This is a genomic window from Streptomyces roseofulvus, from assembly GCF_039534915.1.
Taxonomy (GTDB): Bacteria; Actinomycetota; Actinomycetes; order Streptomycetales; family Streptomycetaceae; genus Streptomyces; species Streptomyces roseofulvus.
On the sequence record NZ_BAAAWE010000001.1, the window covers coordinates 3699059 to 3723072 of the forward strand.

Here is a 24014-nt window from a genome sequence, read left to right on the forward strand (position 1 = left end):
CCGCTAGGAGGCCGCCGCCTCCCCGCCGCCCTCCTCGGGCGCGGGAAGGGGGTTGTCGCGCTGCACGATGCGGATGGCGTCGTTCAGGGACTCGCGCTGTTCCGGGGACATCATCCCGAAGAAGGCGACCAGGGCGGCCGCGGGGTTGTCGCTCTGCGCCCAGGCTTCGTTCATGAGTGCGGCCGAGTAGGCGGCGCGGGTGGAGACCGCCGTATATCGATAGGCGCGGCCTTCGACTTCCCTGCGCACCCAGCCCTTCTGATGAAGATTGTCCATGACGGTCATGACGGTCGTGTAGGCGATGGAGCGTTCCTGCTGGAGGTCTTCCAGGACTTCCCGGACGGTCACCGGGCGGTTCCATTGCCAGACGCGCGTCATGACGGCGTCTTCGAGTTCTCCCAGGGGGCGGGGCACGGACTCAGCCTAGTGCGAGAAACCGGAAATAACGCCCATTGATGGGCGAAGTGATGCCAGAAGATGACAAAAGGGGCGCCGACCGCAGACGGTCGTGCGCCCCCTCGGGGTCCGCGGTTGCTACGCGTCGGTGCCGTCCGCCTGGCGGGCGGACTCCGCGCGGGCGAGCGCGGCGTCGACGGCGGCGTCCTCCTTGGCCTTGTTCGGGCCGCCCTGGGTCTTGACGATCACGACGATCAGGGCGATGAAGAACGCGGCCATCACGACGGGGGGCAGAAGCGCGGATACGTAGTCCATGGCGACCAGCCTAGCTAGCCCGCGACCCGTTCCTCGGGCGGGGGCGGAGGCACCGGGCGCCGGCGTGGCGGGAAGACCTCGGAGGGCTTGGGCACCGGACGCTCGGCCGGGGTCGGCGTCGGCGGCTTGGGCCGGGGCTCCTCGGCGGCGCGCCCGCCGGGCAGGGCGAGCAGCCGGGCCCGGGAGACGGCCGGGGCGCTCGCGGTGGCCTGGGAGACCCGGGCGAGGCGGGCCCGGACCGAACGCTCGGCGAGGACCTGGCAGCGGGCCAGCAGCCGGGCGGCGGCCGGGTTGCCGCGCAGGGCGCGCAGGGCGGCGAGGTCGTCGGCGGCGGGGTCGTACCCGTCGGCCAGGGCGTCCTCCAGGAGGCCCAGGTAGCCGGGGAGCGAGCCGGGGAGGGCCTCGCGGTAGCGGGCGAGGTCGTCGAGGAGGAAGGCGCGCAGCCGCCCGGCCTCGCGCACGGCCTCGTCCACGGAAGCGGCCAGGCGGAGGGCGTCGCGGACGTCCTCGTCCGGGAGGGGGGCGGGGTGGAGGGCGTTGGCGAGGGCGCGTCGGAGCACACGCAGCTCGTCCGCGCTGAACGCCATGCCGCCGCGGGATCCGTATGGCGTGGGCATGGGGCGACGATACGCGCTAATCGGACAAATTTCCCTTAGCGATCATCCGGCGCGTCGGTACCGGACGCCCGCCACCTGCGGATTCCCGCCCCACGCGCGCGTGGGGCGGTCGCGGTCGCGACCACCCGCCCGGTCACCTGCGGGAGACGTTCCGCTCGTAGACCAGGCGCAGGCCGATCAGCGTCAGCCAGGGCTCGTGCTCGTCGATCTCCCGCGAGTCCGGCAGGACCACCGGCGCCAGCCCGCCCGTGGCGATCACCGTGACGTCCGAGGGGTCGCCGTCCGGCCCGACCAGCTCCCGCCGCATCCGCGCGACCACCCCGTCGACCTGGCCGACGTAGCCGAAGACGATGCCGGACTGCATCGCCTCCACCGTGTTCTTCCCGATCACGCTGCGCGGCCGGACCAGCTCGACCTTGCGGAGCATCGCCCCCTTCACGCCGAGCGCCTCGACCGAGATCTCGATGCCGGGGGCGATCGCGCCGCCCGCGTACTCCCCGCGCGCGGTGACCGCCTCGTACGTGGTCGCCGTGCCGAAGTCCACCACGATCGCCGGACCGCCGTAGAGCTCCGCCGCCGCGACCGCGTTGACGACCCGGTCCGAACCGACCTCCTTCGGGTTGTCCGTGAGGATGGGCACGCCCGTCTTCACGCCCGGCCCCACCAGGACCGCCGGCACGTCCCCGTAGTAGCGGCGGGTCACCTCGCGCAGCTCGTGCAGGACCGAGGGGACCGTCGCGGCGATCGCGATCCCCTCGATGCCGTCGCTCAGCTCGGCGCCGAGCAGCGGGTGCATGCCCATCAGGCCCTGCAGCAGGACCGCCATCTCGTCGGCGGTCCTGCTGGGATCGGTGGAGATCCGCCAGTGCTCGACAATCTCCTCGCCGTCGAAGAGCCCGAGGACCGTGTGCGTGTTGCCGACGTTGATGGTGAGCAGCATCAGCCGCGCACCTCGCGCAGGTCGAGACCGATGTCGAGGATCGGGGAGGAGTGCGTGAGGCCGCCGACCGCCAGGTAGTCCACGCCGGTCGCCGCGTACGCCGCCGCGTTCTCCAGGGTCAGCCGGCCGGAGGACTCCAGGACCGCGCGGCCGGCGACCAGCGTCACGGCCTCCTCGGTCTCGTCCGGGGTGAAGTTGTCCAGCAGGATCAGGTCGGCGCCCGCGTCGATCACCTCGCGGACCTGGTGCATCGTGTCGACCTCGACCTCGATCGGCACCTCGGGGAAGGCCTCCCGGACGGCCTTGAACGCCTCGGCGACCCCGCCGGCCGCCACCACGTGGTTGTCCTTCACCAGGGCGGCGTCCGAGAGCGACATCCGGTGGTTGACGCCACCGCCGCAGCGGACCGCGTACTTCTCCAGGGCGCGCAGCCCCGGCGTCGTCTTGCGGGTGTCGCGGACCTTGGCCTTGGTGCCCGCCAGGGCGTCCGCCCACGCGCGCGTGGCGGTGGCGATGCCGGAGAGGCGGCACAGGATGTTCAGGGCGCTGCGCTCGCCGGTGAGCAGGTCGCGGGTGCGGGCGGTGACGCTGAGCAGCAGGTCGCCGGGCTCGACGCGCTCGCCGTCCTCGCGGTGCCGCTCGACCTCGAACTCCTCGGTGCAGACGATCGACAGGACAGCCTCCGCCACCCGCAGACCGGCGACCACGCCGGCCTCGCGGGCCACGAAGTCGGCGGTCGCCACCGCGTCCTCGGGGACGGTCGCCACCGTCGTCACGTCCACGCCGCCGTCGAGGTCCTCGGCGATCGCCAGGTGGGCGATGTCCTCGACCTGTACGGGGTCGAGGCCGGCGTCGGCGAGCAGCTGGGCGAGCGCGGGGTCGAGCCCGCACTCGTACTCCTCCGCGTCGCCGCAGCCGCAGCCGTCGCCGCAGCCGCCGGACTCCTCGTACGAGCTGATCTGGATGAGAGGGACGTCCACGGGCTCGGGACGGGCTTCCTCGGGCGTGCTCACGGCTGCGGCTCCCTGGGGGCTTCGGGGGTTACGGGCGGAAAGTCCGCGGTCTCGGTGGTGCGCACCACCGGCCGGCGGTCGGGCGTGAGGCGGACGACCAGGTGGCGGCGCCACCGCTCGTCGTCCCGGTCCGGGCGGTCCTCGCGCCAGTGGCAGCCGCGGGTCTCCTCGCGCGCCAGGGCGGCAGCGGTCAGGACCCGGGCCACGCAGAGCAGGTTGGTGGTCTCCCAGGCGTCGACGCCCGGCTCGGCCGCCTTGCCTTCCTCCTCGGCGTCCTGCCGGAGCGCTTCGAGGGCGTCGGCGGCGGCCGTCAGGGAGGCCGCCGAGCGCAGCACGCCCGCGTCCCGGGTCATCACCCGCTGGATCTCCCGGCGGACCTCGGGCGCGAGCAGCGCCAGCACCGTGCCCCGGGGCTCGGTGTGCGGCACGCCCTCGCGGTGCGGCCCGTGCTCGGCGATGTCCGCAGCGATCCGCTCCGCGAAGACGAGGCCCTCCAGGAGCGAGTTCGAGGCGAGCCGGTTGGCGCCGTGCACGCCCGTGCAGGCGACCTCGCCGCACGCGTACAGGCCGGGGACGGTGGTGCGGCCGCGCAGGTCGGTGCGGACGCCGCCGGAGGCGTAGTGGGCGGCCGGGGCGACCGGGATCGGGTCGGTGACCGGGTCGATGCCGTGCGCCCGGCAGGCGGCCAGGATCGTCGGGAAGCGGTGCTCCCACATCTCGGCGCCGAAGTGCCGGGCGTCGAGGTACATGTGCTCGGCGCCCTGCTGCTGCATGCGGCGGGTGATCGCCTTGGCGACGATGTCCCGGGGCGCCAGCTCGGCCAGCTCGTGCTGTCCGAGCATGAAGCGGACCCCGTCCGCGTCGACCAGATGGGCGCCCTCGCCGCGTACCGCCTCGGAGACCAGCGGCTGCTGGCCCTCGGCGCCGGCGCCGAGGAAGAGCACGGTCGGATGGAACTGGACGAACTCCAGGTCGGAGACCTCGGCGCCGGCCCGCAGGGCGAGGGCCACGCCGTCGCCGGTGGAGACGGACGGGTTGGTGGTGGCGGAGAAGACCTGCCCCATGCCGCCGGTGGCGAGGACCACGGCGGGGGCGCGGACGGCGCCGACGCCGTCGTGCTGGCCCTCGCCCATGACGTGCAGGGTGACGCCGGCCGTCCGGCCCTCGTCGTCCTTGAGGAGGTCGAGGACGAGCGCGTGCTCGATGGTCCGCACGCCCTGCTGGCGGATGGCCTCCACCAGGGCACGGGAGATCTCCGCGCCGGTGGCGTCGCCGCCCGCGTGGGCGATCCGGCGGCGGTGGTGGCCGCCCTCGCGGGTGAGGGCGATCTCGCCGTCGTCGGTGCGGTCGAAGTCCGCGCCGGTGGCCATCAGGCGGCGGACGGCGTCCGGGCCCTCGGTGACGAGGAGGCGGACGGCCGGCTCGTCGCAGAGCCCGGCGCCGGCGACGAGGGTGTCGTCCAGGTGCTGGCCGGGGGTGTCGCCCTCGCCGAGCGCGGCGGCGATGCCGCCCTGGGCCCAGCGCGTGGAGCCGTCGTCCAGGTTGGCCTTGGTGACGACGACCGTACGGAGCCCGGCGGCGGTGCAGCGCAGCGCGGCCGTCAGCCCGGCGACGCCGGAGCCGACCACGACCACGTCGGCGTCGATGGCCCAGCCCGGTTCGGGGGCGTGCAGCCGTATTCCGGTCACGAGGCGGCTCCCTGGGTGGGTCCGAAGGTCAGCGGGATGTTGTCGATGAGGCGGGTGGTGCCCACGCGCGCGGCGAGCGCGAGGATCGCCTCGCCCCGGTGGGTGTCCTCGACCTCGGTGAAGTCGGCAGGGTCGATCAGGGCCAGGTAGTCGAGGACCAGCGGCGGCTCGGCCTTCGCGGCCTCGTCGAGCACCGCCCGCGCCGCCGCGCGCACGGCCTCGGCCCCGGCGCCCTCGGCGGCCTGCGCGACGGCGTGGGTGTCGGCGGCGGCCCGGGCCTCGCCGAGCCGGGACAACGCCTCGGCGCGGGTCTCGGCCCGCCCCTGGGCGCCGGGCAGGGCGAGGGCACGCGCGTGCAGCGCCTCCTGCGCGGCGAGCCGCTCGCGGGCGGCGAACAGGGCCCGGGACAGGGCCAGGGCGGTGCGCCGCTCGGCGTCCGACAGGTAGCGGTTGCGGCTCGACAGGGCGAGGCCGTCGGTCTCGCGGACCGTCGGGACGCCGACGATCTCGACCGGGAAGTTCAGGTCCGTCGCCATGCGGCGGATGACGGCCAGCTGCTGGGCGTCCTTCTGGCCGAAGAAGGCCAGGTCGGGCCGGGTGAGATGGAGCAGCTTGGCGACGACGGTGAGGACGCCGTCGAAGTGGCCGGGGCGGGAGGCGCCCTCCAGGCGGTCGCCCATGGGACCGGCGGTGATCCGGACCTGCGGCTGCCCGCCGGGGTACACCTCGTCGACGGAGGGGGCGAAGACGGCACTGGCGCCGGCGGCGGAGGCCAGCTCCAGGTCGGCGTCGAGGGTGCGGGGGTAGCGGTCGAGGTCCTCGCCCGCCCCGAACTGGAGCGGGTTGACGAAGACGGTGACGACGACGAAGCCGTTCGCGCCGACCCGCTCGCGGGCGGCCCGGATCAGGGTGGCGTGGCCCTCGTGAAGGGCGCCCATGGTCATCACGACGGCGTTCCGCCCCGGCTCGCCGCCGCGGCGGGCGCGCACGTCCGCCAGGTCCTGGACGGTGGACACCAGGTCCGCCGGCGCGGGGCTCTTCCGGTCGAACGGGCTCATCGGTCGTCTCCTCGCGGCCCGTCGGCGGGGCCGGTCGTGTCGGCGGCGGGTTCGGCGGCGAGGACGCCCAGCAGGTCCTGGGCCAGCTCCGGCTTGAGCAGACCGTGCGCGAGCGCCCGGTCGGCGGTGGTGCGGGCCATCGCCAGATAGCCGGCGACGGTGCCGGGCGCGTGCTTGCGGAGCTCGGCCACATGGGCGGCGACCGTGCCGGCGTCGCCGCGGGCGACGGGGCCGGTCAGGGCGGCGTCGCCGGACCGCAGCGCGTTGTCGAGCGCGGCGCCCAGGAGGGGGCCGAGCATCCGGTCGGGGGCGGCGACGCCGGCCGTGCGCAGCAGCTCCATCGACTGGGCCACCAGGGTGACCAGGTGGTTCGCGCCGAGGGCGAGGGCCGCGTGGTAGAGCGGCCGGGCCTCCTCGGCGATCCACTCGGGTTCCCCGCCCATCTCGATGACCAGCGCCTCGGCGGCGAGCCGCAGCTCCTCGGGGGCGGTCACTCCGAAGGAGCAGCCGGCCAGCCGCTGCACGTCGACGGCGGTGCCGGTGAAGGTCATGGCCGGGTGCAGCGCCAGCGGGAGGGCGCCCGCGCGGCGGGCCGGGTCCAGGACCCGGGCGCCGTACCGGCCCGAGGTGTGGACGATCAGCTGGCCGGGCCGGACCGCCCCGGTCCCGGCGAGCCCCTCGACGAGGCCCGGGAGGGCGTCGTCCGGGACGGTGAGCAGGACGAGGTCGGCGAGCGCGAGCACGCGCGCGGGCTCCACCACCGGCACGTCCGGCAGCAGTTCGGCGGCGCGGCGCCGTGAGGCGTCGGAGACCGCGGAGACGGCGACGGGGCGGTGCCCGGCGAGCCGGAGGGAGGCGGCGAGGGCGGGGCCGACGCGGCCGGCGCCGACGACTCCGACGGTGAGCCGGGCGGGCCGGTCCTCGGCCCTGGGCTCTGGCGCTGCTGGTGCGTTCACGGTGGTACGGGCCTTCCGTTCCAGTCCTCGGCGGGTACCGGACGATTTCTGGCCATGCTACGCCAGCGTTTCGTCCCTCCTCCCGGCCGCCCGAAACCCGCAGGCGGGGGTGCCGGTGGCGGTGTGATGATCTCTCCATGGATACGCATCAGCTGCCACCGGAGACGCCCGGAGAGGTGACCGGAGAGGCGACCGCGGAGGTGTCGGGCGGGGCCGCCGCGGAGGCCCCCGGCGAGGACGCGGCGCGCCGGTACCGGACCCAGGTGTGGGGCGGCGCCGCGTGGTCGCTGTGGCGTCCGCCGGTGGACGGCACGGTCGGCGGGCGGCTGCGCGAGCTCGCCGACTGGGTGGAGGCGGTGGAGCTCGCGGACGCGCTCCCGGACGTCTACGGCGACGGTCTCGTGGAGGTCCTGGAGGGGCGGGTCGCCGAGGAGCTGGGGATGGAGGCCGCCGTCTTCTTCCCCACCGGCACCATGGCCCAGCAGGTGGCGCTGCGCTGCTGGGCCGGGCGCACCGGCAGCCCGGTCGTCGCGCTCCACCCGCTCGCCCACCCCGAGGTCCACGAGGACGACGCCTTCAGGACCGTGTCGGGGCTGCGGACCGTCCACCCGACGGACGCGCCCCGGCTGCCGACGGCCGCGGAGGTGCGGGACCACCCGGAGCCCTTCGGGACGCTGATGCTGGAGCTGCCGCTGCGGGACGCGGGCTTCGTGCTGCCGTCCTGGGAGGAGCTGACCGCGACCGTCGAGGCGGCCCGGGAGCGGGACGCGGTGGTCCACTTCGACGGCGCCCGGCTGTGGGAGTGCCCGACGCACTTCGGGCGTCCGCTCGCGGAGATCGCCGGGCTCGCGGACAGCGTGTACGTGTCGTTCTACAAGTCCCTCGGCGGGATGTCGGGGGCCGTGCTGGCCGGGCCCGAGGAGCTGGTGGCGGAGGCGCGCGTGTGGCTGCACCGGTACGGGGGCCAGGTCTTCCAGCAGTACCCGGCGGCGCTCTCGGCGCTGCGCGGCCTGGACACCGAGCTGCCCCGGCTGCCCTCGTACGTGGCCCACGCGCGCGTGGTGGCGGGCGCGCTCCGCGAGGCGCTGGCGGAGGAGGGCGGTCCGGGCTGGTTCCGGGTCCACCCCGAGGTGCCGCACACGCACCAGTTCCAGGTGTGGCTGCCGTACGGGCCGGACGTCCTGACGGCGGCGTCGCTCGCGCTGACCGAGCGGACCGGGGTCTGTCTGTTCCGCCGCTGGTTCGCGCCGGGCGCGGGCGGTCCGCCGGGGACCGCGTCCACCGAGGTGACGGTGGCCGAGGCGGGCCTGGAGTGGACGGCCGAGGACGTCAGGACGGCCGTACGGGACTTCCTGGCGCTCGTCCGCGGCTGAGCGCCCCGCCGCGGGCCCGGGGTGCCTGAGCGGAGCCGGCGGCGTCAGCGGCGTCCGAGGAGGGCCGCGGCCCGGGCCAGGGCCGCGCGGAGGCGGCCGGTCGCGGGCCGGCCGGCCACCACCCGCTCGAAGCGGCGGCGGTCCCGCAGCCCGCGCAGCACGGCCACGTCGTGGGTGCCGGGGGCGGGCGGCGCGGGCTCGCCCCGCCGCGCGGCCCGGTAGCTGTCGAAGAGGTGCTGCTGCAGCGCGTCCATGGACTCACCCTGGGGCCGCGCCGGGCCGCCCCGCCCGACGATTGACGGGGCTCGTCAATCGGAGCGACGGGCTCCCGGGTGCGTCCCGCACCATGGGGGCGTGAGCGTGACCATCGACATCACCGGAGTGCCGGCCGAGCGGATCCTCTTCTGCCCCTCGCCGCTGGCCGAACTCGCCAACGCCGTCCACGTCCTGGCGGAGCCCGGCCACCATCCCGGCCACCACGCGTGGGCGACGGCGACCACCGCCGCGCTGGAGCCGGAGCTCGCGGACCGGCTCCTGGAGGCCGACTTCATGTGGCGGTCGACGCGCTCGGACTTCCTGCTGCCCGCGCGGCCCCGCGAGACCCTGGCCGAGGAGCTGGACGACCTGGACCGGATGGACGACGAGACGTTCGTCCGCGCCGCCCTGGAGATCTCGTGCAGTCCCCGCTCCGTCCGGGGCGACATACCGTCCCCGCTGGTCGACGAGGGGGCCCGGCGGCGGGCCCTGGACCTGGCCGCCGCGCGCGGCCCGCGTCAGGCGGCGTTCGCCGAGCGGATGATCGCCGCGCCGACCGCCACGCGCGCGTGGATCCGGCGGCTCCTGGAGGACTGCGACGAGGCCTTCTTCGCCGACGCCTGGCGGCGGATCCGGGTGCAGCTGGCCGCCGACGCCCGCCACAAGACGGAGCTGATGCGCCACAAGGGGCTGGCGGAGGCGCTGGCGGACGCGTCGCGGGCGCTCACCCTGGAGGAGGACGGTGACGGCACCCGGATCGTGGTCGACAAGCTGATGGAGGCGCGGGCGGACGCCCGCGCCGGGGCCCTGACCCTGGTCCCGAGCGCCTTCGGCCGGCCGCACCTGATCGCCGTGTACTCGCCCGGCTGGCAGCCGGTGATCATGTACCCGGCGGCGAGCCGCGAGGTCGGCGGCCTGGAGACGGTGGAGACCGTGCAGCTCCGGCTGGACGCGCTCGCCCATCCCGTGCGGATGCGGATGTGCCGCAGCCTGGCGCGCGGCCCGTTCTCGACGAGCGAGCTGGCCGACGCGTACGGCATCACCGCCCCGGAGGTCTCCCGCCACCTCGCCGTCCTCCGCAGGGCGGGCCTGCTGACCACCCGGCGCCGCGGCCGTTACGTCCTGCACCAGCTGGACTTCTCGGTCGTCGTCCGCCTGGGCAGCGACTTCCTGGAGTCGGTGCTGCGCTGAGCCGCCGGGGCGCTCAGCCCTTGGCGCCGCCGCCCGCGCGGACCAGGCCCGTCTCGTACGCGAGGACGACGACCTGGACGCGGTCGCGCAGGCCCAGCTTGGTGAGGATGCGGCCCACGTGGGTCTTGACCGTCGCCTCGGAGAGGACCAGCCGGGCGGCGATCTCGCCGTTGGAGAGCCCCTGGGCGACGAGCAGCATGACCTCCCGCTCGCGGTCGGTCAGCTTCTCCACCTCGCGGTGCTCCGGCTCGTGTCCGGAGGACGGCAGCAGCGGGGAGAAGCGGTCGAGGAGGCGGCGGGTGGTCGAGGGGGCGACCACGGCGTCGCCGCTGTGCACCGAGCGGATCGCGCCGAGCAGCTCGGCCGGGGGCACGTCCTTCAGCATGAAGCCGCTCGCGCCCGCCTTCAGGCCGGAGAAGGCGTACTCGTCGAGGTCGAAGGTGGTCAGGATGAGCACCTTCGGGGCGTCCGGGGCGGCACAGATCCTGCGGGTCGCCTCCACCCCGTCGAGGCGGGGCATCCGGACGTCCATGAGGACCACGTCGACCTTGGTGGCCCGCAGCACCTCCAGGGCCTCCGCCCCGTCGCCCGCCTCCGCCACGACCTCCATGTCGGGCTGGGCGGCCAGCACCATGCGGAAACCGGTGCGCAGGAGCACCTGGTCGTCGACGAGCATCACGCGGATGGACATGCGGTTCCTTCGGTGAGTGGGGACGGGCTCGGGCTCTCAGTGTGCGGGCTTGAGCGGCAGCAGGGCGCTGATCCGGAAACCGCCGCCCGGGCGCGGGCCCGCGTCCAGGGTGCCGCCCACCATGCCGACCCGCTCCCGCATGCCGATGAGGCCGTGACCGGCGCCGTCGGCGCCGCCGTCCTCGTACATCTCCTGGGGGGCGCCCCGGCCGTCGTCCTCGACGAGCAGCCCGAGGCCGTCGTCGAAGTAGACGAGCCGGACGCTGGCGCCGGCGTCGGGGCCGCCGTGCTTGCGGGTGTTGGTGAGGGCTTCCTGGACGATCCGGTAGGCGGTCAGGCCGACGCCGGTGGGCAGCGCGCGCGGGGTGCCCTCGACGGTGAGGTCGACGGTCAGGCCGGCGCCCCTGACCTGCTCGACCAGCTCCTCGATCTGCTCCACGTCGGGCTGCGGCACGTACTCCCCCGCCTCCTGGTGCTCGCCGGTGCGCAGGATGCCGAGCAGCCGGCGCATCTCGGCGAGCGCCTGGCGGCCGGTGGTGGAGATGGTCTCCAGGGCCTGCTTGGCGGTCTCCGGGGAGGCGTCCATGACGTAGGCGGCGCCGTCGGCCTGCACCACCATCACCGAGACGTTGTGCGCGACGACGTCGTGGAGCTCGCGGGCGATCCGGGCCCGCTCGGCGGCGACCGCGACCTTGGCCTGCGCCTCCCGCTCCCGCTCCAGCCGGGCGGCCTTCTCCTCCAGCTGCGCGAAGTAGGCGCGGCGGGTGCGGAGCGAGTCGCCGAGGACCCAGGCGAGGGCGAACGGCACGGCCATGATCACCGTGAAGAAGACCCGGGCGGGCACCGAGACGGTCTCCTCCAGCGGCCAGCGCAGCTGGGAGAGCGGCGCCGCGAAGAGCCCGCCGACGAGGGCGAGCCGGGAGGCCCAGCGGGGGCCGTCGTGGGCGGCGACGGTGAAGATGATGACGAGCATGGCGAAGTCCGCCATGAAGGTCTCGACGTCGAAGACCAGCTGGACGACGCCGAGGGCGACCGCCAGGACGAGCATCCGCTCGGGCGCCTTCCGCCGCAGCGCCACGACCAGGGAGAAGAGCGTGGCGACCACCGCGTAGCCGACGGCGTGGTCGAGGGGTGGGATCGCCGACCCGATCCACAGCGCGGAGAGCCCGAGGAGGGCGACGGCCCAGAAGACGTCGACGCCCGTCGGGTGACTGCGGATGAAGTCGTAGAGGCGCTGCACGTAACCCAGAGTAGGGAACGCGTGCGGGCGGGGGATCAACCGTGGGGTCGATCCTCGCGGCGGGACCCGTACGCCCCGGGGTGGAGACTGGGGCGCGTGACGGATGAGGTGACGGACGGGACGGGCCTGCCGCCGGACGGCGGGCAGGAGTGGCGGGGCTGGCGGGAGGCGGCGGAGCGGGCGCTGTACGGCCCCGGGGGCTTCTTCCTGCGCCCCGAGGGCCCCGCGGGCCATTTCCGCACCTCGGTGCACGCCTCGCCGCTCTTCGCCGGGGCGGTGGCCCGGCTGCTCGTCGCGACGGCGGCGGAGCTGGACACGGACGAGGTCGCCCTGGTGGACATGGGCGCGGGCCGGGGCGAGCTGGTGACGGGGGTGCTGGCGGCGGTCCCGGCGGGGCTGCGGGTGCGGGCGTTCGCGGTGGAGCGGGCCGCCCGGCCGGAGGGGCTCGACCCCCGGGTGGAGTGGACCGGCCGGCCGCCGCAGGGGGTGCGCGGGCTCCTCTTCGCGAACGAGTGGCTGGACAACGTGCCGGTGGACGTGGCCGAGTTGGACGAGGACGGCACGGTCCGGTACGTGGAGGTCCGTGCCGACGGCACGGAGCGGCCGGGCGCGCCGGTGACGGGACCGGACGCGGAGTGGCTGGCCCGCTGGTGGCCGCTGTCCGCGCCGGGCGAGCGGGCCGAGATCGGCCGGCCCCGCGACGAGGCGTGGGCGGCGGCGGTCGGCTCGCTGGCGGCGGGCCGCGCGGTGGCGGTGGACTACGGGCACGTACGGGGCTCCCGGCCGCCCTTCGGGACGCTGACCGGCTTCCGGGCGGGCCGCGAGGTGGCACCGGTCCCGGACGGCACCGGCGACCTCACCGCGCACGTGGCCCTGGACGCCTGCGCGGCGGCGGTGCACGCGCGCGTGCCGGCGGAGCTGACGACCCAGCGGGAGGCGCTGCACGGGCTGGGGGTCTGCGGCGGCCGGCCGCCGCTGGCGCTCGCCTCGACCGACCCGGTGGCGTACGTGCGGGCGCTGTCCGCCGCGGGGGAGGCGGCCGAGCTGACCGCGCGTGGCGGTCTGGGCGACTTCCTGTGGCTGAGCCAGCGGGTCTGACAGCCGTCGTCCACAGGGCGGGGAGGGCGGCCGGCGGGTTGTCCACAGGCTGGGCCCTGGCCCGTCGGCGGGCTGCGCGGCGGGGGATACTGTCCGGCATGACGGAGACCACGGTCGGCATCGGCGGCGCGGCGGAGAGCACCGACATGGTGCTGAACATCGGCCCGCAGCACCCCTCCACGCACGGCGTGCTCCGGCTGCGGCTCGTGCTCGACGGCGAGGTGATCCGGCACGCGGAGCCGGTCGTCGGCTACATGCACCGGGGCGCCGAGAAGCTCTTCGAGGCGCGGGACTACCGCCAGATCGTCATGCTGGCCAACCGGCACGACTGGCTGTCGGCGTTCTCCAACGAGCTCGGCGTGGTGATGGGCGTCGAGCGGATGCTCGGCATGGAGGTGCCGGAGCGGGCGGTGTGGCTGCGGACCCTGCTCGCGGAGCTGAACCGGGTCCTCAACCACCTGATGTTCCTGGGGTCGTACCCGCTGGAGCTGGGCGGGATCACCCCGGTCTTCCACGCCTTCCGGGAGCGGGAGGAGCTCCAGACGGTGATGGAGGAGGTCTCCGGCGGCCGGATGCACTACATGTTCAACCGGGTCGGCGGCCTCAAGGAGGACCTGCCGGCCGGCTGGCTCGGCCGGGCCCGGCAGGCGGTCGCGGACGTGCGGTCGCGGATGGACGTGTACGACCGCCTGGTCCTCGGCAACGAGATCTTCCGCGCCCGCACGCGCGGGGTCGGCGTCCTGGCCCCGGAGACGGTGCACGCCTACGGGGTGTCCGGGCCGATCGCCCGCGCCTCCGGCGTCGACTTCGACCTGCGGCGCGACGAGCCGTACCTGGCGTACGGGGAGCTCCAGGACACCCTGCGGGTGGTGGTCCGCGAGGAGGGCGACTGCCTGGCCCGCTTCGAGTGCCTGCTCGACCAGACGCACAACTCCCTGGAGCTGGCGGACGCCTGTCTCGACCGGCTGGCGGAGCTGCCGCGCGGGCCGGTCAACCAGCGGCTGCCGAAGGTGCTGAAGGCGCCGGAGGGGCACACGTACGCCTGGACCGAGAACCCGCTGGGGCTGAACGGCTACTACCTGGTGTCGAAGGGCGAGAAGACCCCGTACCGGCTGAAGCTGCGCTCGGCCTCGTACAACAACATCCAGGCGCTGGTGGAGCTGCTGCCGGGGACGCTGGTCGCGGACATGGTGGCGATCCTGGGGTCGTTCTTCTTCGTCGTCGGCGACATCGACAAGTAGGCGGGGCACCCCGCCGCGCCGGGCTCAGGGGTTGCTCATCACCACGTGGTCCCGGGTCTCCCGGGCGGGGCGGCGGCGGTCGAGGACCGTCCAGCCCCAGCGCGCGTACCGGTCCGTCAGCTCCGGCACGTCGAGGGTCATCAGCAGCGCGGGGCCGGCCTCGGCGACCACCAGCAGGGCGTCGTGGAGGGACCGGCCGAGGCCGCGGCCCTGGTGGGCGGGGGCGACGACGAGTTCGGCGAGCTCGAAGGCGGGGTCCGCGCCGGAGAGGGCCGTGTCGGTCCAGCCGGCGGCGAGGCCGAGGAGTTCGCCGTCGGGGCCGAGGGCGGCCACCGCGTGGAAGTCGGGGCGGCGGGCGGCGGAGTCGAGCAGCCGGTCCACGGTCCGGACGGCGCCGAGCGGCGGCTCGTGCCAGGGGGCGCCGGCGAAGGCCTGGGCGCACAGCGCGATCAGTTCGTCGCGGCGGTCCCGTGCCTCCTCCGGGAGGAGGAGGCCGAGGCGGTGGGTCACTGGTTGACGGCGCCGCGCAGCTCGGCGAGGTCGAGCTGCTCGGTCTCGTCGTGCGCGGTCAGGTCGATGACCTGGCCGATCGGGCCGGCGGCGGAGGGGCGGACCACGACGGGCTCGTCGTCGCCGTCCCCGGCCGTCGCCGGCTGCGGGAGCGAGGCCGCGGCCGGGACCGGGGTCAGGGCGGGGGCCTGCGGGAGGGCGGCCGCCCGGGCCTCCTCCAGGACCTCCTCGCCCACCACGTCGGCGAGGTCGGTGTCCTGCACGGCCTCGATGGCCGCCTTCCGGGAGCCGGTCTGGGTACCGGTCTGGGTGCCGGTCTGCGTACCGAAGAAGTCGAAGCCGCCCTCGGTGCGCTGGACGGGCTTGCGGGCCGCGTACGGGACGATCGCGCTGGCCGCCGGGACGGCCGGGGTCCGGTCCGGGCCCGCCGCGGGCAGGGCCTTCGCGGGTGCCGCGGCCGGGGCGAGGGCCGCAGGGGCGTCCTGGCCCGCCGAACGGGCGTGCTGCTCGCCGGCGGCGTGCCGGCCGCGCGGCTCCTCCGTCTCGGCCGCGCGCTCGGCGAGGTCGCGGGCGCGGGCCGCCTCCGCGGTGCGCCGGGCCCGCTGGGCGGCGGCGTTGCGGGGCAGGTCGCGCAGGGCCTCGGCGGCGCGGCGGTACGCCTCCGGGGTGGGCGTCGAGCCGGCGGCGGGCAGCTCCTTGGGGGCCTCGGCACTGGCCTGGGCCAGGACGCGCTGACCCTCCAGGGCGCTGGCGCGCTCGGTCTCGGCGGTGGCGTAGCGGCGGAGCAGGTCGGCGTGCTCGCCGCGCAGCCCGGCCAGTTCGACGCGCTTGGCGCGGAGCTTGGCGTCCAGGCGGATGCGCAGGGCGCGGGACTCCTCCAGGTCCGCCTCCAGTTCGGCGAGGCGCTCCTCGGCCTTCCACTGGTCGGCGGTGCGGGCCCGGGTCAGCTCGGCGACCTGGCGGCCGGCGCTGCGGTCCCAGCCGCGCATGAGGACGGCGCCGGTGACGGCGGCGGCCGCCGCCGCCGTCGCGAGCAGCCGGACGACCACGAGTTCCCCGGGGATCCAGGCCGCCGCGGCGCACACGGCCGCGGCGCCGGCGACCGCGGAAGGCGGCATCAGCTTGTGCAGAGGCGGGGAATGGCGGTGGCGTCCACGTGGCATGGCCTGAAATTTACCGTGCGTAGGCACGGAGTGGGGGGTCGGCCCGGCAATCTCTTGGCCACTTCTCGACAACGGAATCGGAGAGACCGCGTTCCGCTTCCGCTTCGGGCCGACTTCCCCTCTCGGGCGACTACTTGCCGACCAGCCCCTTCTCCTTGAGATAGGCGGCGGCGACGTCCTCGGGCTTGGCCCGCTCGGCGTCGACCTTGCGGTTGAGTTCGGCGAGATCCGCTGTGGTGAGCACCTTGGTGATCTTGTCGAGGGCGGCGGCCACCTCGGGCGCCCCGGCCTCCTTCGCGTTCACCACCGGCAGCACGTTGTCCGCGTTCTGCAGGTGCTTGTCGTCCGCCAGGAAGACCAGGCCGAAGGCGTCCACGGTGGCGTCCGTGGTGGTGGTCAGGACCAGCTGGTCCACGCCGTCCTTGACGGCCTGCTTGGCCTGCGGGGTGCCGACGCCCTTGGGGTCGACGCCGGCGACGTCGACCCCGTAGGTCTTCTTCAACCCCGGGGCGCAGAAGGGGCGGACCGCGCATTCGTCGCCCGCCGCGATCTTCACCTTCAGCTTCGCCGCGCCGAGATCGGAAAGGCTCTTCAGTCCGTTCTTCTCCGCGAATTCCTTCGACACCGCGAAGGCGTTCTGGTCGACCGCCTCCCCGGCTTCGAGGACCTTCAGCCCGCGCGGTTCCGCGAGCTTCCGCAGTGCCGCCACGGTGGCGTTCACGTCACCGGAGGCGACCGGCTTCTCCTCGGGCGCCTTGGGGCCGTTCGTCTTCGCGTTGAGGAATTCCGCGAGCGTCGCCGCGTATTCCGGTACGACGTCGATCTCGCCCTTCTCCAGGGCGGGCTCGTACAGCTCCCGGTTCTTCACGGTGGTGACCGAGACCGCGTAGCCCTCGTCGCGCAGCAGCTGCGCGTACAGCTCGGCGAGCACCTTCGACTCGGTGAACGCGGCCGCGCCGACGACCAGCGAGCCCTTTCCGCCGCCGGATCCCCCGGACGTCTTCTCCTTGCCCTGCTCCAGGCTGTCGCCGCCGCACGCGGCGAGCGAGACGGCCAGCGCGGCGGTGCCCAGCAGCGCGCCGGCGGCGCGCGAGATCCTGTTCACGGGTTCAGTCCTTCGCTCTCGGTGTCCTGAAGTACGTCACGTCCGGGGCGGGCGGGGCGCCCGCGGCACGAGGAGCCGGTCCAGGCCGATCAGCACGCCCTCCACCAGCAGCGCGAGCAGCGCCACCAGGACGGCGCCCGCGACCACCTGGGCGGTGTCGTAGAGCGCGAAGCCGGCCGTGATGATCCGGCCGAGGCCGCCCTGGCCGACCATGGCCGCGATCGTCGCGGTGGCGACCACCTGCACGGCGGCGGACCGGATCCCGGTCATCACCACCGGGGCGGCCAGCGGCAGTTCGACCCGGCGGAAGACCTGGCCGCCGGTCATCCCCATGCCACGGGCGGCGCGGACCGCCGCCCGGTCGACCTCGCGCACGCCCACGTACGCGTTGGTCAGCAGCGGCGGTACCGCGAAGAGGACCAGGGCCGTCACGGTCGGCACATAGCCCGCGTTCCGCAGCGGGGAGACCATGAAGAGGGCGAGGACGGCGAAGACCGGCACCGCCCGCCCCACGTTCGACACGTTGACCGCCAGCGCGCCCCCGCGCCCCACATGGCCGAGCCACAGACCGAGCGGCAGCGCGACCGCGCCGGCGATCAGCAGCGCCAGCAGGCTCACGTACGCGTGCTCGGCGAGGCGCGCGGCGACGCCCTCCTCGCCGGTCCAGTGCGCACCGGTGGTGAGCCAGGCCCACGCGTCCGTCACGACCCCCACCTCAGCCACCTCCCGGCGCGCCCTGGGCCCGCGACCACGGCGTGAGCAGCCGCTGAACGCCCAGGAGCAGCAGGTCGGCGGTGACGGCGAGCAGCACGCACAGCACGGACGCGGCGAGCACCTGCGCCTTGAAGAAGGTGGGCAGCGCGTCCTCGATGAGATTGCCCAGGCCGCCGCGGCCGACGACCGAGCCGATGGTGGTGAGCGCGATCGTGGAGACCGTGGCCATCCGGAGGCCGGCCATCAGGACGGGCAGCGCGAGGGGCAGTTCGACCTGCCAGAGCAGCCGCCAGGGCCCGAACCCGAGGCCGCGGGCGGCCTCCCGGGTCTCCACGGGGACGGCTTCCAGGCCGGCCAGCGTGTTGCGCACCAGGATCGTCAGCGCGTACAGCACCAGGCCGGTGACGACGAGCGCGGAGGAGAGCCCGAAGACGGGCAGCAGCAGCGAGAACATGGCGAGCGACGGCACCGTGTAGAGCAGCGTCGTCAGCCCGAGGACGGGGGCGGCCAGGCGGGGCCGGGCCCGGACGAGGAGGGCCAGCGGCACGGCGACCAGCAGCGCGATCACCACCGAGGCGGCGGTGAGGCCGATGTGCTGGACGAGGGCGTCGGTCAGCTCCTCGCGGCGGGTGCGCAGGTACTCCGCGCAGATCCAGTCGTTGGCGACCAGGCAGTTCGGCGCGCTCATCCGGACCTCCCCCAGGTTGCCGCCGTTAGAACGTGTGTATGGCGACCCTAGCCGCCGCCACCGACGATCGGGGCCGATCCCGGGCCCGCGCCGCCGATCCGCCACCCTCCCGCAACACCGCCTTCACACCCGCCGGGTGACGAGGGGCCAGAATGGGCGCATGATCCGGTTCGAACAGGTGACCAAGCGCTATCCGGACGGCACCACCGCGGTCGACGACCTCTCCTTCGAGGTCGCCGAGGGTGAGCTCGTCACGCTCGTCGGCCCGTCGGGCTGCGGCAAGACGACCACGATGATGATGGTGAACCGGCTGGTCGAACCGACCGCCGGCCGCGTCCTCGTCGACGGCCGGGACGTCGCCGGGGTCGACCCGGTCGCCCTGCGCCGCAAGATCGGCTACGTCATCCAGCAGGTCGGGCTCTTCCCGCACCGCACGGTCCTCGACAACACCGCGACCGTCCCGGCCCTGCTCGGCTGGAAGAAGGCCGCCGCACGCGCGCGTGCCGCCGAACTCCTCGAACTCGTCGGACTCGACCCGGCCGTGCACGGCCCCCGCTACCCCGCGCAGCTCTCCGGCGGACAGCGCCAGCGCGTCGGCGTGGCCCGCGCGCTCGCCGCCGACCCGCCCGTCCTCCTCATGGACGAGCCGTTCGGCGCCGTCGACCCGGTCGTCCGCGAACGGCTGCAGAACGAGTTCCTCGCCCTCCAGGCCACCGTCCGCAAGACCGTTCTCCTCGTCACCCACGACATCGAGGAGGCCGTCCGGATGGGCGACCGCATGGCCGTCTACGGCCAGGGCCGCATCGAGCAGTTCGACACCCCCGCCACCGTCCTCGCCTCCCCCGCCACGCCGTACGTGGCCGACTTCGTCGGCGGCGACCGCGCCCTCAAGCGGCTGGCGGTCACCCCGGTCACGGCCGGCGACCTCGACCCGCTGCCGGACGACCCCGCCGGGAGCCCGGACGGGACGCCCGGCACGCGCGCGCGTACGGACGGCGCCCCCGCCCCCGTACCCCACGGCGTCCCGCTCGGAGCCACCCTCAAGGACGCGCTCGCGCTGCTCCTCCAGGACGACTCCGGCCGGCTGACCGTCACCGACGCGGACGGGCGGCCGCTCGGCACCCTCACCCCCGCCGGGGTGCACCGGGCGCTGCGGCGCGCCGCCGCGTAGGGGTCAGTCCGCCCGCAGCTTCCCGCTCATCCACACCAGGCCGGGCGGGATCTCCCGGTTCCAGGTGGTGAAGTTGTGCCCGCCGCTCTCCAGCGTGATCGAGGAGACCCGCGCCGGGCTCTTCACCTTCCGGATGAACTCCCGGGTCCCCTTCAGGTTCCCCTCGCCCGTCTTCGACGTCGTCACCAGGAACGACGAGGCCGGCTGCGGCCGGTGGTCCAGGCTCCACAGCAGGTCGGCCCGGTGCCGCAGCCCCTGGTCGCCGCGGAAGAGGTCGCCCGTCGTCACGTCCTCCGCGGCCTTGTAGTACGCCGAGAAGCCCGCGCCCGCCGCGAACCGGTCCGGGTGGTTCAGCGCGATCTTCAGCGCGCAGTACCCGCCCGTCGAGTTCCCCATGAACCCCCAGTTCCGCGGCTTCGAGCCCACCCGGTAGGCCGCCGAGACCGCCTTCGGCAGGTCCTCCGCGAAGAAGGTCTCCGTCTGCGGCCCGCCCGGCACGTCCACGCACTCGGTGTCCCGCGGCGGCGCCACCGTCGGCCGCAGCATGACCAGGATCATCGGCTGCATCTTCCCCTCCTGCGCCTGGAGGTAGGCCGTCCGCGGGTACTTCAGCCCTTTGATCAGGTTCTCCGCGGTCCCCGGATACCCCGTCAGGACCACCGCCGCCGGGAAGGACCGCTTCGCGTACCGCTCCTGGAAGTACTCCGGCGGCAGATAGACGAAGGCCGGCGAGGTGATCCCCGACCGGTCGCCCCGGACCACCACCTGCTGGATCTGCCCGCCCACCGCCGGCCGCGCGCCGCCCGGGACGTCCAGGGCGCGCGTCCCCACCACCCGGACGTCCTTCGAGGCGGCGCCGTGGTCGACGACCACCCCCATCTCCTGCTCCTGCCCGAACAGGTCCGCCCACGAGCCGTAGAAGAGGAAGGAACGGTTCGCCGCCAGGCCCACCGCCGCGAACAGCGCCAGCTGCGTCGCCAGCAGCAGCCCCACCCTGCCGCAGACCGGCCGCCACCCCCGCCGGGCCAGCCGGGGCCACAGCACCACCGTGACCGAGAACAGCGCGACGGCCACCGCCACCGCCGTGACGAGGGCTTTGCCGCTGGTGAGACCCATGAGCCGTCCGAACCTTCCTGAGACTGACTTCCCGGACGTCCCGACGACTTCCTGAGAATTTTCCTGTGCCCGAATGAACCCGCCCCCGCGCAGCCCCGTCCTAAGGGGAGCCCCGAACAGGGCCGGAAAACGACCACAGAAGAACGGGAAGCGCGGGAAGCGATGTCTGTCACGGTAGATGGGGACAAAACATCATCGGTTCCGGTTCGGGTCCGCCGATTTCTGAGCGGCCCGGCCCCCGAGAAGGTCCCCTCCCTCGTCGGTACGGCCTGCACCCTGATCGGACTCGTCGACATCGCCGCCGGGGTCTTCCCCCGGTTCCGCGCCAGCCGGGTCCACGCCCTCGCCGAGGTCCTCCCCGGCACCCTCGGGCCGCTCTCCGCAGCCGTCTCGCTCAGCGCCGGCGTCCTCCTGCTCCTCCTCGCCCACGGCCTCAAGCGGCACAAGCGCCGCGCCTGGCGGGCCGTCGTCCTGCTCCTCCCCCTCGGCGCCGCCGCCCAGTTCGTCTGGCGCCACTCCGTCCTCGGCTCGCTGCTCTCGCTGGCCCTGCTCGCCCTGCTGCTGCGCCACCGCGACCAGTTCGCCGCCCTCCCCGACCCCCGCAGCCGCTGGCGGGCCCTCGCCAACTTCGTCGTCATGGGCGCCGGCTCGCTCGCCCTCGGCCTCGTCGTCGTCAGCGCCCACCCCCGCCGGGTCGTCGGCGACCCCAGCCTCACCGACCGCCTCGAACACGTCCTCCTCGGACTCTTCGGCGTCGAGGGCCCCGTCGCCTACACCCACGGCGCCGACTGGACCGTCGGCTACTCACTCGGCGCCCTCGGCATGCTCACCGCCCTCACCACGATCTACCTCGCGCTCCGCCCCGAACACCCCGCCGCCCGCCTCACCCACGAGGACGAGACCGCCCTCCGCGCCCTCCTCGACCGGCACGGCGGCCGCGACTCCCTCGGCCACTTCGCCCTCCGCCACGACAAGGGCGTCGTCTTCTCCCCCAGCGGCAAGGCCGCCGTCTGCTACCGCGTCGTCTCCGGCGTCATGCTCGCCAGCGGCGACCCCATCGGCGACGTCGAGGCCTGGCCCGGCGCCATCGAACGCTTCATGGACGAGGCCCGCGCCCACTCCTGGACCCCCGCCGTCATGGGCTGCTCCGAGACCGGCGGCCAGGTCTGGACCCGCGAGACCGGCCTCGACGCCCTCGAACTCGGCGACGAGGCCGTCATCGACGTCGACGCCTTCTCCCTCTCCGGCCGCGCCATGCGCAACGTCCGCCAGATGGTCAAGCGGATCGAACGCAACGGCTACACCACGCGCGTGCGCCGGGTCCGCGACCTCGACGCCGACGAACTCGACCTCGTCCGCCGGGCCGCCGCCGACTGGCGCGGCACCGACACCGAACGCGGCTTCTCCATGGCCCTCGGCCGCATCGGCGCCCCCGGCGACGGCGACGCCGTCATAGCGACCGCCCACCTCACCGACCCGGACGGCGGCCCCGAAGGCCCCTACGGCGACCTCAAAGCCATGATCCACTTCGTGCCCTGGGGCCCCGACGGCATGTCCCTGGAACTCATGCGCCGCGACCGCTCCGCCGACCCCGGCATGAACGAGCTCCTCATCGTCGCCGCCCTCCAGGCCGCCCCCGCCCTCGGCATCCGGCGCGTCTCCCTCAACTTCGCCATGTTCCGCTCCACCCTCGCCCGCGGCGAACGGATCGGCGCCGGCCCCGTCCTCCGGGTCTGGCGCGGCCTGCTCCTCTTCCTCTCCCGCTGGTTCCAGATCGAGTCGCTCTACAAGTTCAACGCCAAGTTCCAGCCGCGCTGGGAACCCCGCTTCGTCGTCTACCGCGCCGGCCGCGACCTCCCCCGCATCGGCCTCGCCGCCATGCAGGCCGAAGGCTTCCTCACCCTCGCCCTGCCGCGCCCCTTCGCCCGCCGCCGCCCCGCCAGGACCCCCCGCCCCTGCGCCCACGTCGTCACCCCGCGCGGCACCCGCGAGCACGAGGTCAGCGCGGCCTGAAACCGCCCCTCACCGCGACGGGCCCTACGCTGGTCGTATGAGTACGACGATCGACCGGGGCGCCCCCCTCGGCCTCCCCGAGTGGGACCGCTGCGCGGTCATGGGCGTGGTCAACGTGACCCCGGACTCCTTCTCCGACGGCGGCCGCTGGTTCGACACCACGGCCGCCGTCAAGCACGGCCTCGACCTCGTCGCCGAGGGAGCCGACCTCGTCGACGTCGGCGGCGAGTCCACCCGGCCCGGCGCCACCCGCGTCGACGAGGACGAGGAGCTCCGCCGGGTCGTCCCCGTCGTCCGCGGCCTCGCCGCCGAAGGCGTCACCGTCTCCGTCGACACCATGCGGGCCTCCGTCGCCGCCGCCGCCGTCGCGGCCGGCGCCTCCCTCGTCAACGACGTCAGCGGCGGCCTCGCCGACCCCGGCATGGTCCCCGCCGTCGCCGCCGCCGAGGTCCCCTTCGTCGTCATGCACTGGCGCGGCTTCAGCGAGAACATGAACAGCCTCGCCGTCTACGACGACGTCGTCACCGAGGTCGTCACCGAGCTCCGCACCCGGATGGAGGCCGTCGTCGACGGCGGCATCGCCCCCGAGCGGATCGTCATCGACCCCGGCCTCGGCTTCGCCAAGCTCGCCCCCCACGACCTCGCCCTCGTCGCCCACCTCCCCGAGCTGCGCGCCCTGGGCCGCCCCCTCCTCGTCGCCGCCTCCCGCAAACGGTTCCTCGGCCACGTCCTCACCCGCGAACCCGGCGCCACCCCGCCGCCCGCCCGCGAGCGCGACGCCGCCACCGCCGCCGTCTCCGCCCTCGCCGCCCACGAGGGCGCCTGGGCCGTCCGCGTCCACGAGGTCCGGGCCACCGCCGACGCCGTCCGCGTCGCCCGCGCCGTCGAAGGAGCCCGGTGACGGGCGGGCGCGAGCCCGGACGCGCCGCCGACCGGGACGCCGTGGAGGCCGCCAACACCGCCTTCTACACGGCGATGGAGGAAGGCGACTTCGAACGGCTCGAACAGCTCTGGCTCGACGACGGCACCACCGACATCTCCTGCGTGCACCCCGGCTGGCCGGTCCTCACCGGCCGCGGCGAGGTGCTCCGCTCGTACGCGCTGATCATGGCGCACACCGACTACATCCAGTTCTTCCTCACCGACGTCCGCGTCTCCCTCTCCGGCGACACCGCCCTCGTCACCTGCACCGAGAACATCCTCAGCGGCGGCCCCGCCGAGGACGGCGCCGAGCTCGGCCCCCTCGTCGGCCAGCTCGTCGTCGCCACCAACGCCTTCCGCCGGACCCCCGAGGGCTGGCGGATCTGGTCGCACCACGCCTCCCCCGTCATCGCGGAAGCGGACGACGGCACGCCCCCCGCGGCCGGTGACGCCGACCCCGGACCCTCCGCCTGACAGCCCCGACAGCAAGCGCTGTCGGTGCCCGCAGGTAGATTCGATGGAGGACACCCGGCCGTCCGCAC

At 74.7% G+C, this 24014-nt stretch carries 25 protein-coding genes; 8 read left to right on the top strand and 17 right to left on the bottom strand.

The features are described 5' to 3' along the window. Positions 1–3: 3 nt before the first annotated feature. The 8 genes from ABFY03_RS16920 to ABFY03_RS16955 form a co-directional block, all read right to left on the bottom strand. Positions 4–414, bottom strand: coding sequence for a BlaI/MecI/CopY family transcriptional regulator (locus ABFY03_RS16920; protein ID WP_319008996.1), 411 nt, complete (start codon positions 412–414; stop codon positions 4–6). Positions 415–534: 120 nt separating this feature from the next. Next, positions 535–711, bottom strand: coding sequence for a hypothetical protein (locus tag ABFY03_RS16925; protein ID WP_031006421.1), 177 nt, complete (start codon positions 709–711; stop codon positions 535–537). Positions 712–725: 14 nt separating this feature from the next. Then, a complete protein-coding gene (locus tag ABFY03_RS16930) occupies positions 726–1298 on the bottom strand; it encodes a hypothetical protein (protein ID WP_319009093.1) in 573 nt (190 codons plus the stop codon). A 163-nt stretch (positions 1299–1461) separates the two neighbouring features. Then, the gene (locus ABFY03_RS16935; protein ID WP_319008997.1) at positions 1462–2268 is read right to left on the bottom strand and encodes a type III pantothenate kinase; all 807 of its coding nucleotides are present in this window, start codon (positions 2266–2268) and stop codon (positions 1462–1464) included. Next, a complete protein-coding gene (nadC, locus tag ABFY03_RS16940; protein ID WP_319008998.1) occupies positions 2268–3281 on the bottom strand; it encodes a carboxylating nicotinate-nucleotide diphosphorylase in 1014 nt (337 codons plus the stop codon). The genes ABFY03_RS16935 and nadC overlap by 1 nt, the downstream gene beginning before the upstream one ends. Continuing rightward, positions 3278–4969 (bottom strand): L-aspartate oxidase, encoded by a 1692-nt coding sequence (locus ABFY03_RS16945; RefSeq protein WP_319008999.1) that lies wholly within the window; start codon positions 4967–4969, stop codon positions 3278–3280. The genes nadC and ABFY03_RS16945 overlap by 4 nt, the downstream gene beginning before the upstream one ends. Continuing rightward, a complete protein-coding gene (panC, locus tag ABFY03_RS16950; protein WP_319009000.1) occupies positions 4966–6027 on the bottom strand; it encodes a pantoate--beta-alanine ligase in 1062 nt (353 codons plus the stop codon). The genes ABFY03_RS16945 and panC overlap by 4 nt, the downstream gene beginning before the upstream one ends. Next, positions 6024–6983 (bottom strand): Rossmann-like and DUF2520 domain-containing protein, encoded by a 960-nt coding sequence (locus tag ABFY03_RS16955; RefSeq protein WP_319009001.1) that lies wholly within the window; start codon positions 6981–6983, stop codon positions 6024–6026. Before ABFY03_RS16955 ends, panC begins: the two co-directional genes overlap by 4 nt. 137 nt (positions 6984–7120) lie before the next feature. Here ABFY03_RS16955 and ABFY03_RS16960 point away from each other — a divergent pair, with 137 nt between their 5' ends. Continuing rightward, positions 7121–8356 (top strand): threonine aldolase family protein, encoded by a 1236-nt coding sequence (locus ABFY03_RS16960; RefSeq protein ID WP_346170253.1) that lies wholly within the window; start codon positions 7121–7123, stop codon positions 8354–8356. A gap of 44 nt (positions 8357–8400) precedes the next feature. On the opposite strand, the gene ABFY03_RS16965 is transcribed toward ABFY03_RS16960, so the two are convergent. Beyond that, positions 8401–8610: a hypothetical protein gene (locus tag ABFY03_RS16965; RefSeq protein WP_319009003.1), complete on the bottom strand. Its 210-nt coding sequence runs from the start codon at positions 8608–8610 to the stop codon at positions 8401–8403. Between the two features lie 106 nt (positions 8611–8716). Here ABFY03_RS16965 and ABFY03_RS16970 point away from each other — a divergent pair, with 106 nt between their 5' ends. Further along, the gene (locus tag ABFY03_RS16970) at positions 8717–9802 is read left to right on the top strand and encodes a DUF5937 family protein (RefSeq protein ID WP_346172259.1); all 1086 of its coding nucleotides are present in this window, start codon (positions 8717–8719) and stop codon (positions 9800–9802) included. 13 nt (positions 9803–9815) lie between these two features. Here ABFY03_RS16970 and ABFY03_RS16975 read toward each other — a convergent pair whose 3' ends face one another. Continuing rightward, a complete protein-coding gene (locus tag ABFY03_RS16975) occupies positions 9816–10493 on the bottom strand; it encodes a response regulator transcription factor (RefSeq protein WP_319009005.1) in 678 nt (225 codons plus the stop codon). A 36-nt stretch (positions 10494–10529) separates the two neighbouring features. Next, positions 10530–11732 carry a sensor histidine kinase gene (locus ABFY03_RS16980; protein WP_346170254.1) on the bottom strand — a complete coding sequence of 401 codons (1203 nt, stop codon included), beginning with the start codon at positions 11730–11732 and terminating at the stop codon, positions 10530–10532. Positions 11733–11828: 96 nt separating this feature from the next. On the opposite strand from ABFY03_RS16980, the gene ABFY03_RS16985 reads away from it, so the two are divergent. Then, positions 11829–12830, top strand: coding sequence for an SAM-dependent methyltransferase (locus tag ABFY03_RS16985; RefSeq protein ID WP_346170255.1), 1002 nt, complete (start codon positions 11829–11831; stop codon positions 12828–12830). Positions 12831–12928: 98 nt separating this feature from the next. Continuing rightward, positions 12929–14071 carry an NADH-quinone oxidoreductase subunit D gene (locus tag ABFY03_RS16990; protein WP_346170256.1) on the top strand — a complete coding sequence of 381 codons (1143 nt, stop codon included), beginning with the start codon at positions 12929–12931 and terminating at the stop codon, positions 14069–14071. Between the two features lie 24 nt (positions 14072–14095). Here the strand turns inward: ABFY03_RS16990 and ABFY03_RS16995 are convergent, their stop codons facing one another. The 5 genes from ABFY03_RS16995 to ABFY03_RS17015 form a co-directional block, all read right to left on the bottom strand. Then, complete coding sequence (locus tag ABFY03_RS16995) at positions 14096–14581, bottom strand: GNAT family N-acetyltransferase (RefSeq protein ID WP_346170257.1); 486 nt, start codon at positions 14579–14581, stop codon at positions 14096–14098. After that, positions 14578–15744 (bottom strand): coiled-coil domain-containing protein, encoded by a 1167-nt coding sequence (locus ABFY03_RS17000; protein ID WP_346170258.1) that lies wholly within the window; start codon positions 15742–15744, stop codon positions 14578–14580. The genes ABFY03_RS16995 and ABFY03_RS17000 overlap by 4 nt, the downstream gene beginning before the upstream one ends. A gap of 130 nt (positions 15745–15874) precedes the next feature. Continuing rightward, positions 15875–16849, bottom strand: coding sequence for an ABC transporter substrate-binding protein (locus ABFY03_RS17005; RefSeq protein WP_346170259.1), 975 nt, complete (start codon positions 16847–16849; stop codon positions 15875–15877). A gap of 36 nt (positions 16850–16885) precedes the next feature. Next, positions 16886–17563, bottom strand: coding sequence for an ABC transporter permease (locus ABFY03_RS17010; protein ID WP_346170260.1), 678 nt, complete (start codon positions 17561–17563; stop codon positions 16886–16888). Between the two features lies 1 nt (position 17564). After that, positions 17565–18251, bottom strand: coding sequence for an ABC transporter permease (locus tag ABFY03_RS17015; protein ID WP_319009013.1), 687 nt, complete (start codon positions 18249–18251; stop codon positions 17565–17567). 160 nt (positions 18252–18411) lie between these two features. Here ABFY03_RS17015 and ABFY03_RS17020 point away from each other — a divergent pair, with 160 nt between their 5' ends. Continuing rightward, positions 18412–19422, top strand: a complete 1011-nt coding sequence (locus ABFY03_RS17020) for an ABC transporter ATP-binding protein (protein WP_319009014.1) — start codon at positions 18412–18414, stop codon at positions 19420–19422. Positions 19423–19425: 3 nt separating this feature from the next. Here the strand turns inward: ABFY03_RS17020 and ABFY03_RS17025 are convergent, their stop codons facing one another. Further along, a complete protein-coding gene (locus ABFY03_RS17025; protein WP_346170261.1) occupies positions 19426–20538 on the bottom strand; it encodes an alpha/beta hydrolase in 1113 nt (370 codons plus the stop codon). Positions 20539–20700: 162 nt separating this feature from the next. On the opposite strand from ABFY03_RS17025, the gene ABFY03_RS17030 reads away from it, so the two are divergent. The 3 genes from ABFY03_RS17030 to ABFY03_RS17040 are packed head-to-tail and all read left to right on the top strand — an operon-like array spanning position 20701 to position 23946. Then, on the top strand, positions 20701–22551 hold the full coding sequence (locus tag ABFY03_RS17030; protein ID WP_319009016.1) for a phosphatidylglycerol lysyltransferase domain-containing protein: 1851 nt from the start codon (positions 20701–20703) through the stop codon (positions 22549–22551). Between the two features lie 37 nt (positions 22552–22588). Further along, positions 22589–23452: a dihydropteroate synthase gene (gene folP / locus ABFY03_RS17035; protein WP_346170262.1), complete on the top strand. Its 864-nt coding sequence runs from the start codon at positions 22589–22591 to the stop codon at positions 23450–23452. After that, positions 23449–23946 carry a nuclear transport factor 2 family protein gene (locus ABFY03_RS17040; RefSeq protein WP_319009018.1) on the top strand — a complete coding sequence of 166 codons (498 nt, stop codon included), beginning with the start codon at positions 23449–23451 and terminating at the stop codon, positions 23944–23946. Before folP ends, ABFY03_RS17040 begins: the two co-directional genes overlap by 4 nt. Positions 23947–24014 lie beyond the last annotated feature (68 nt).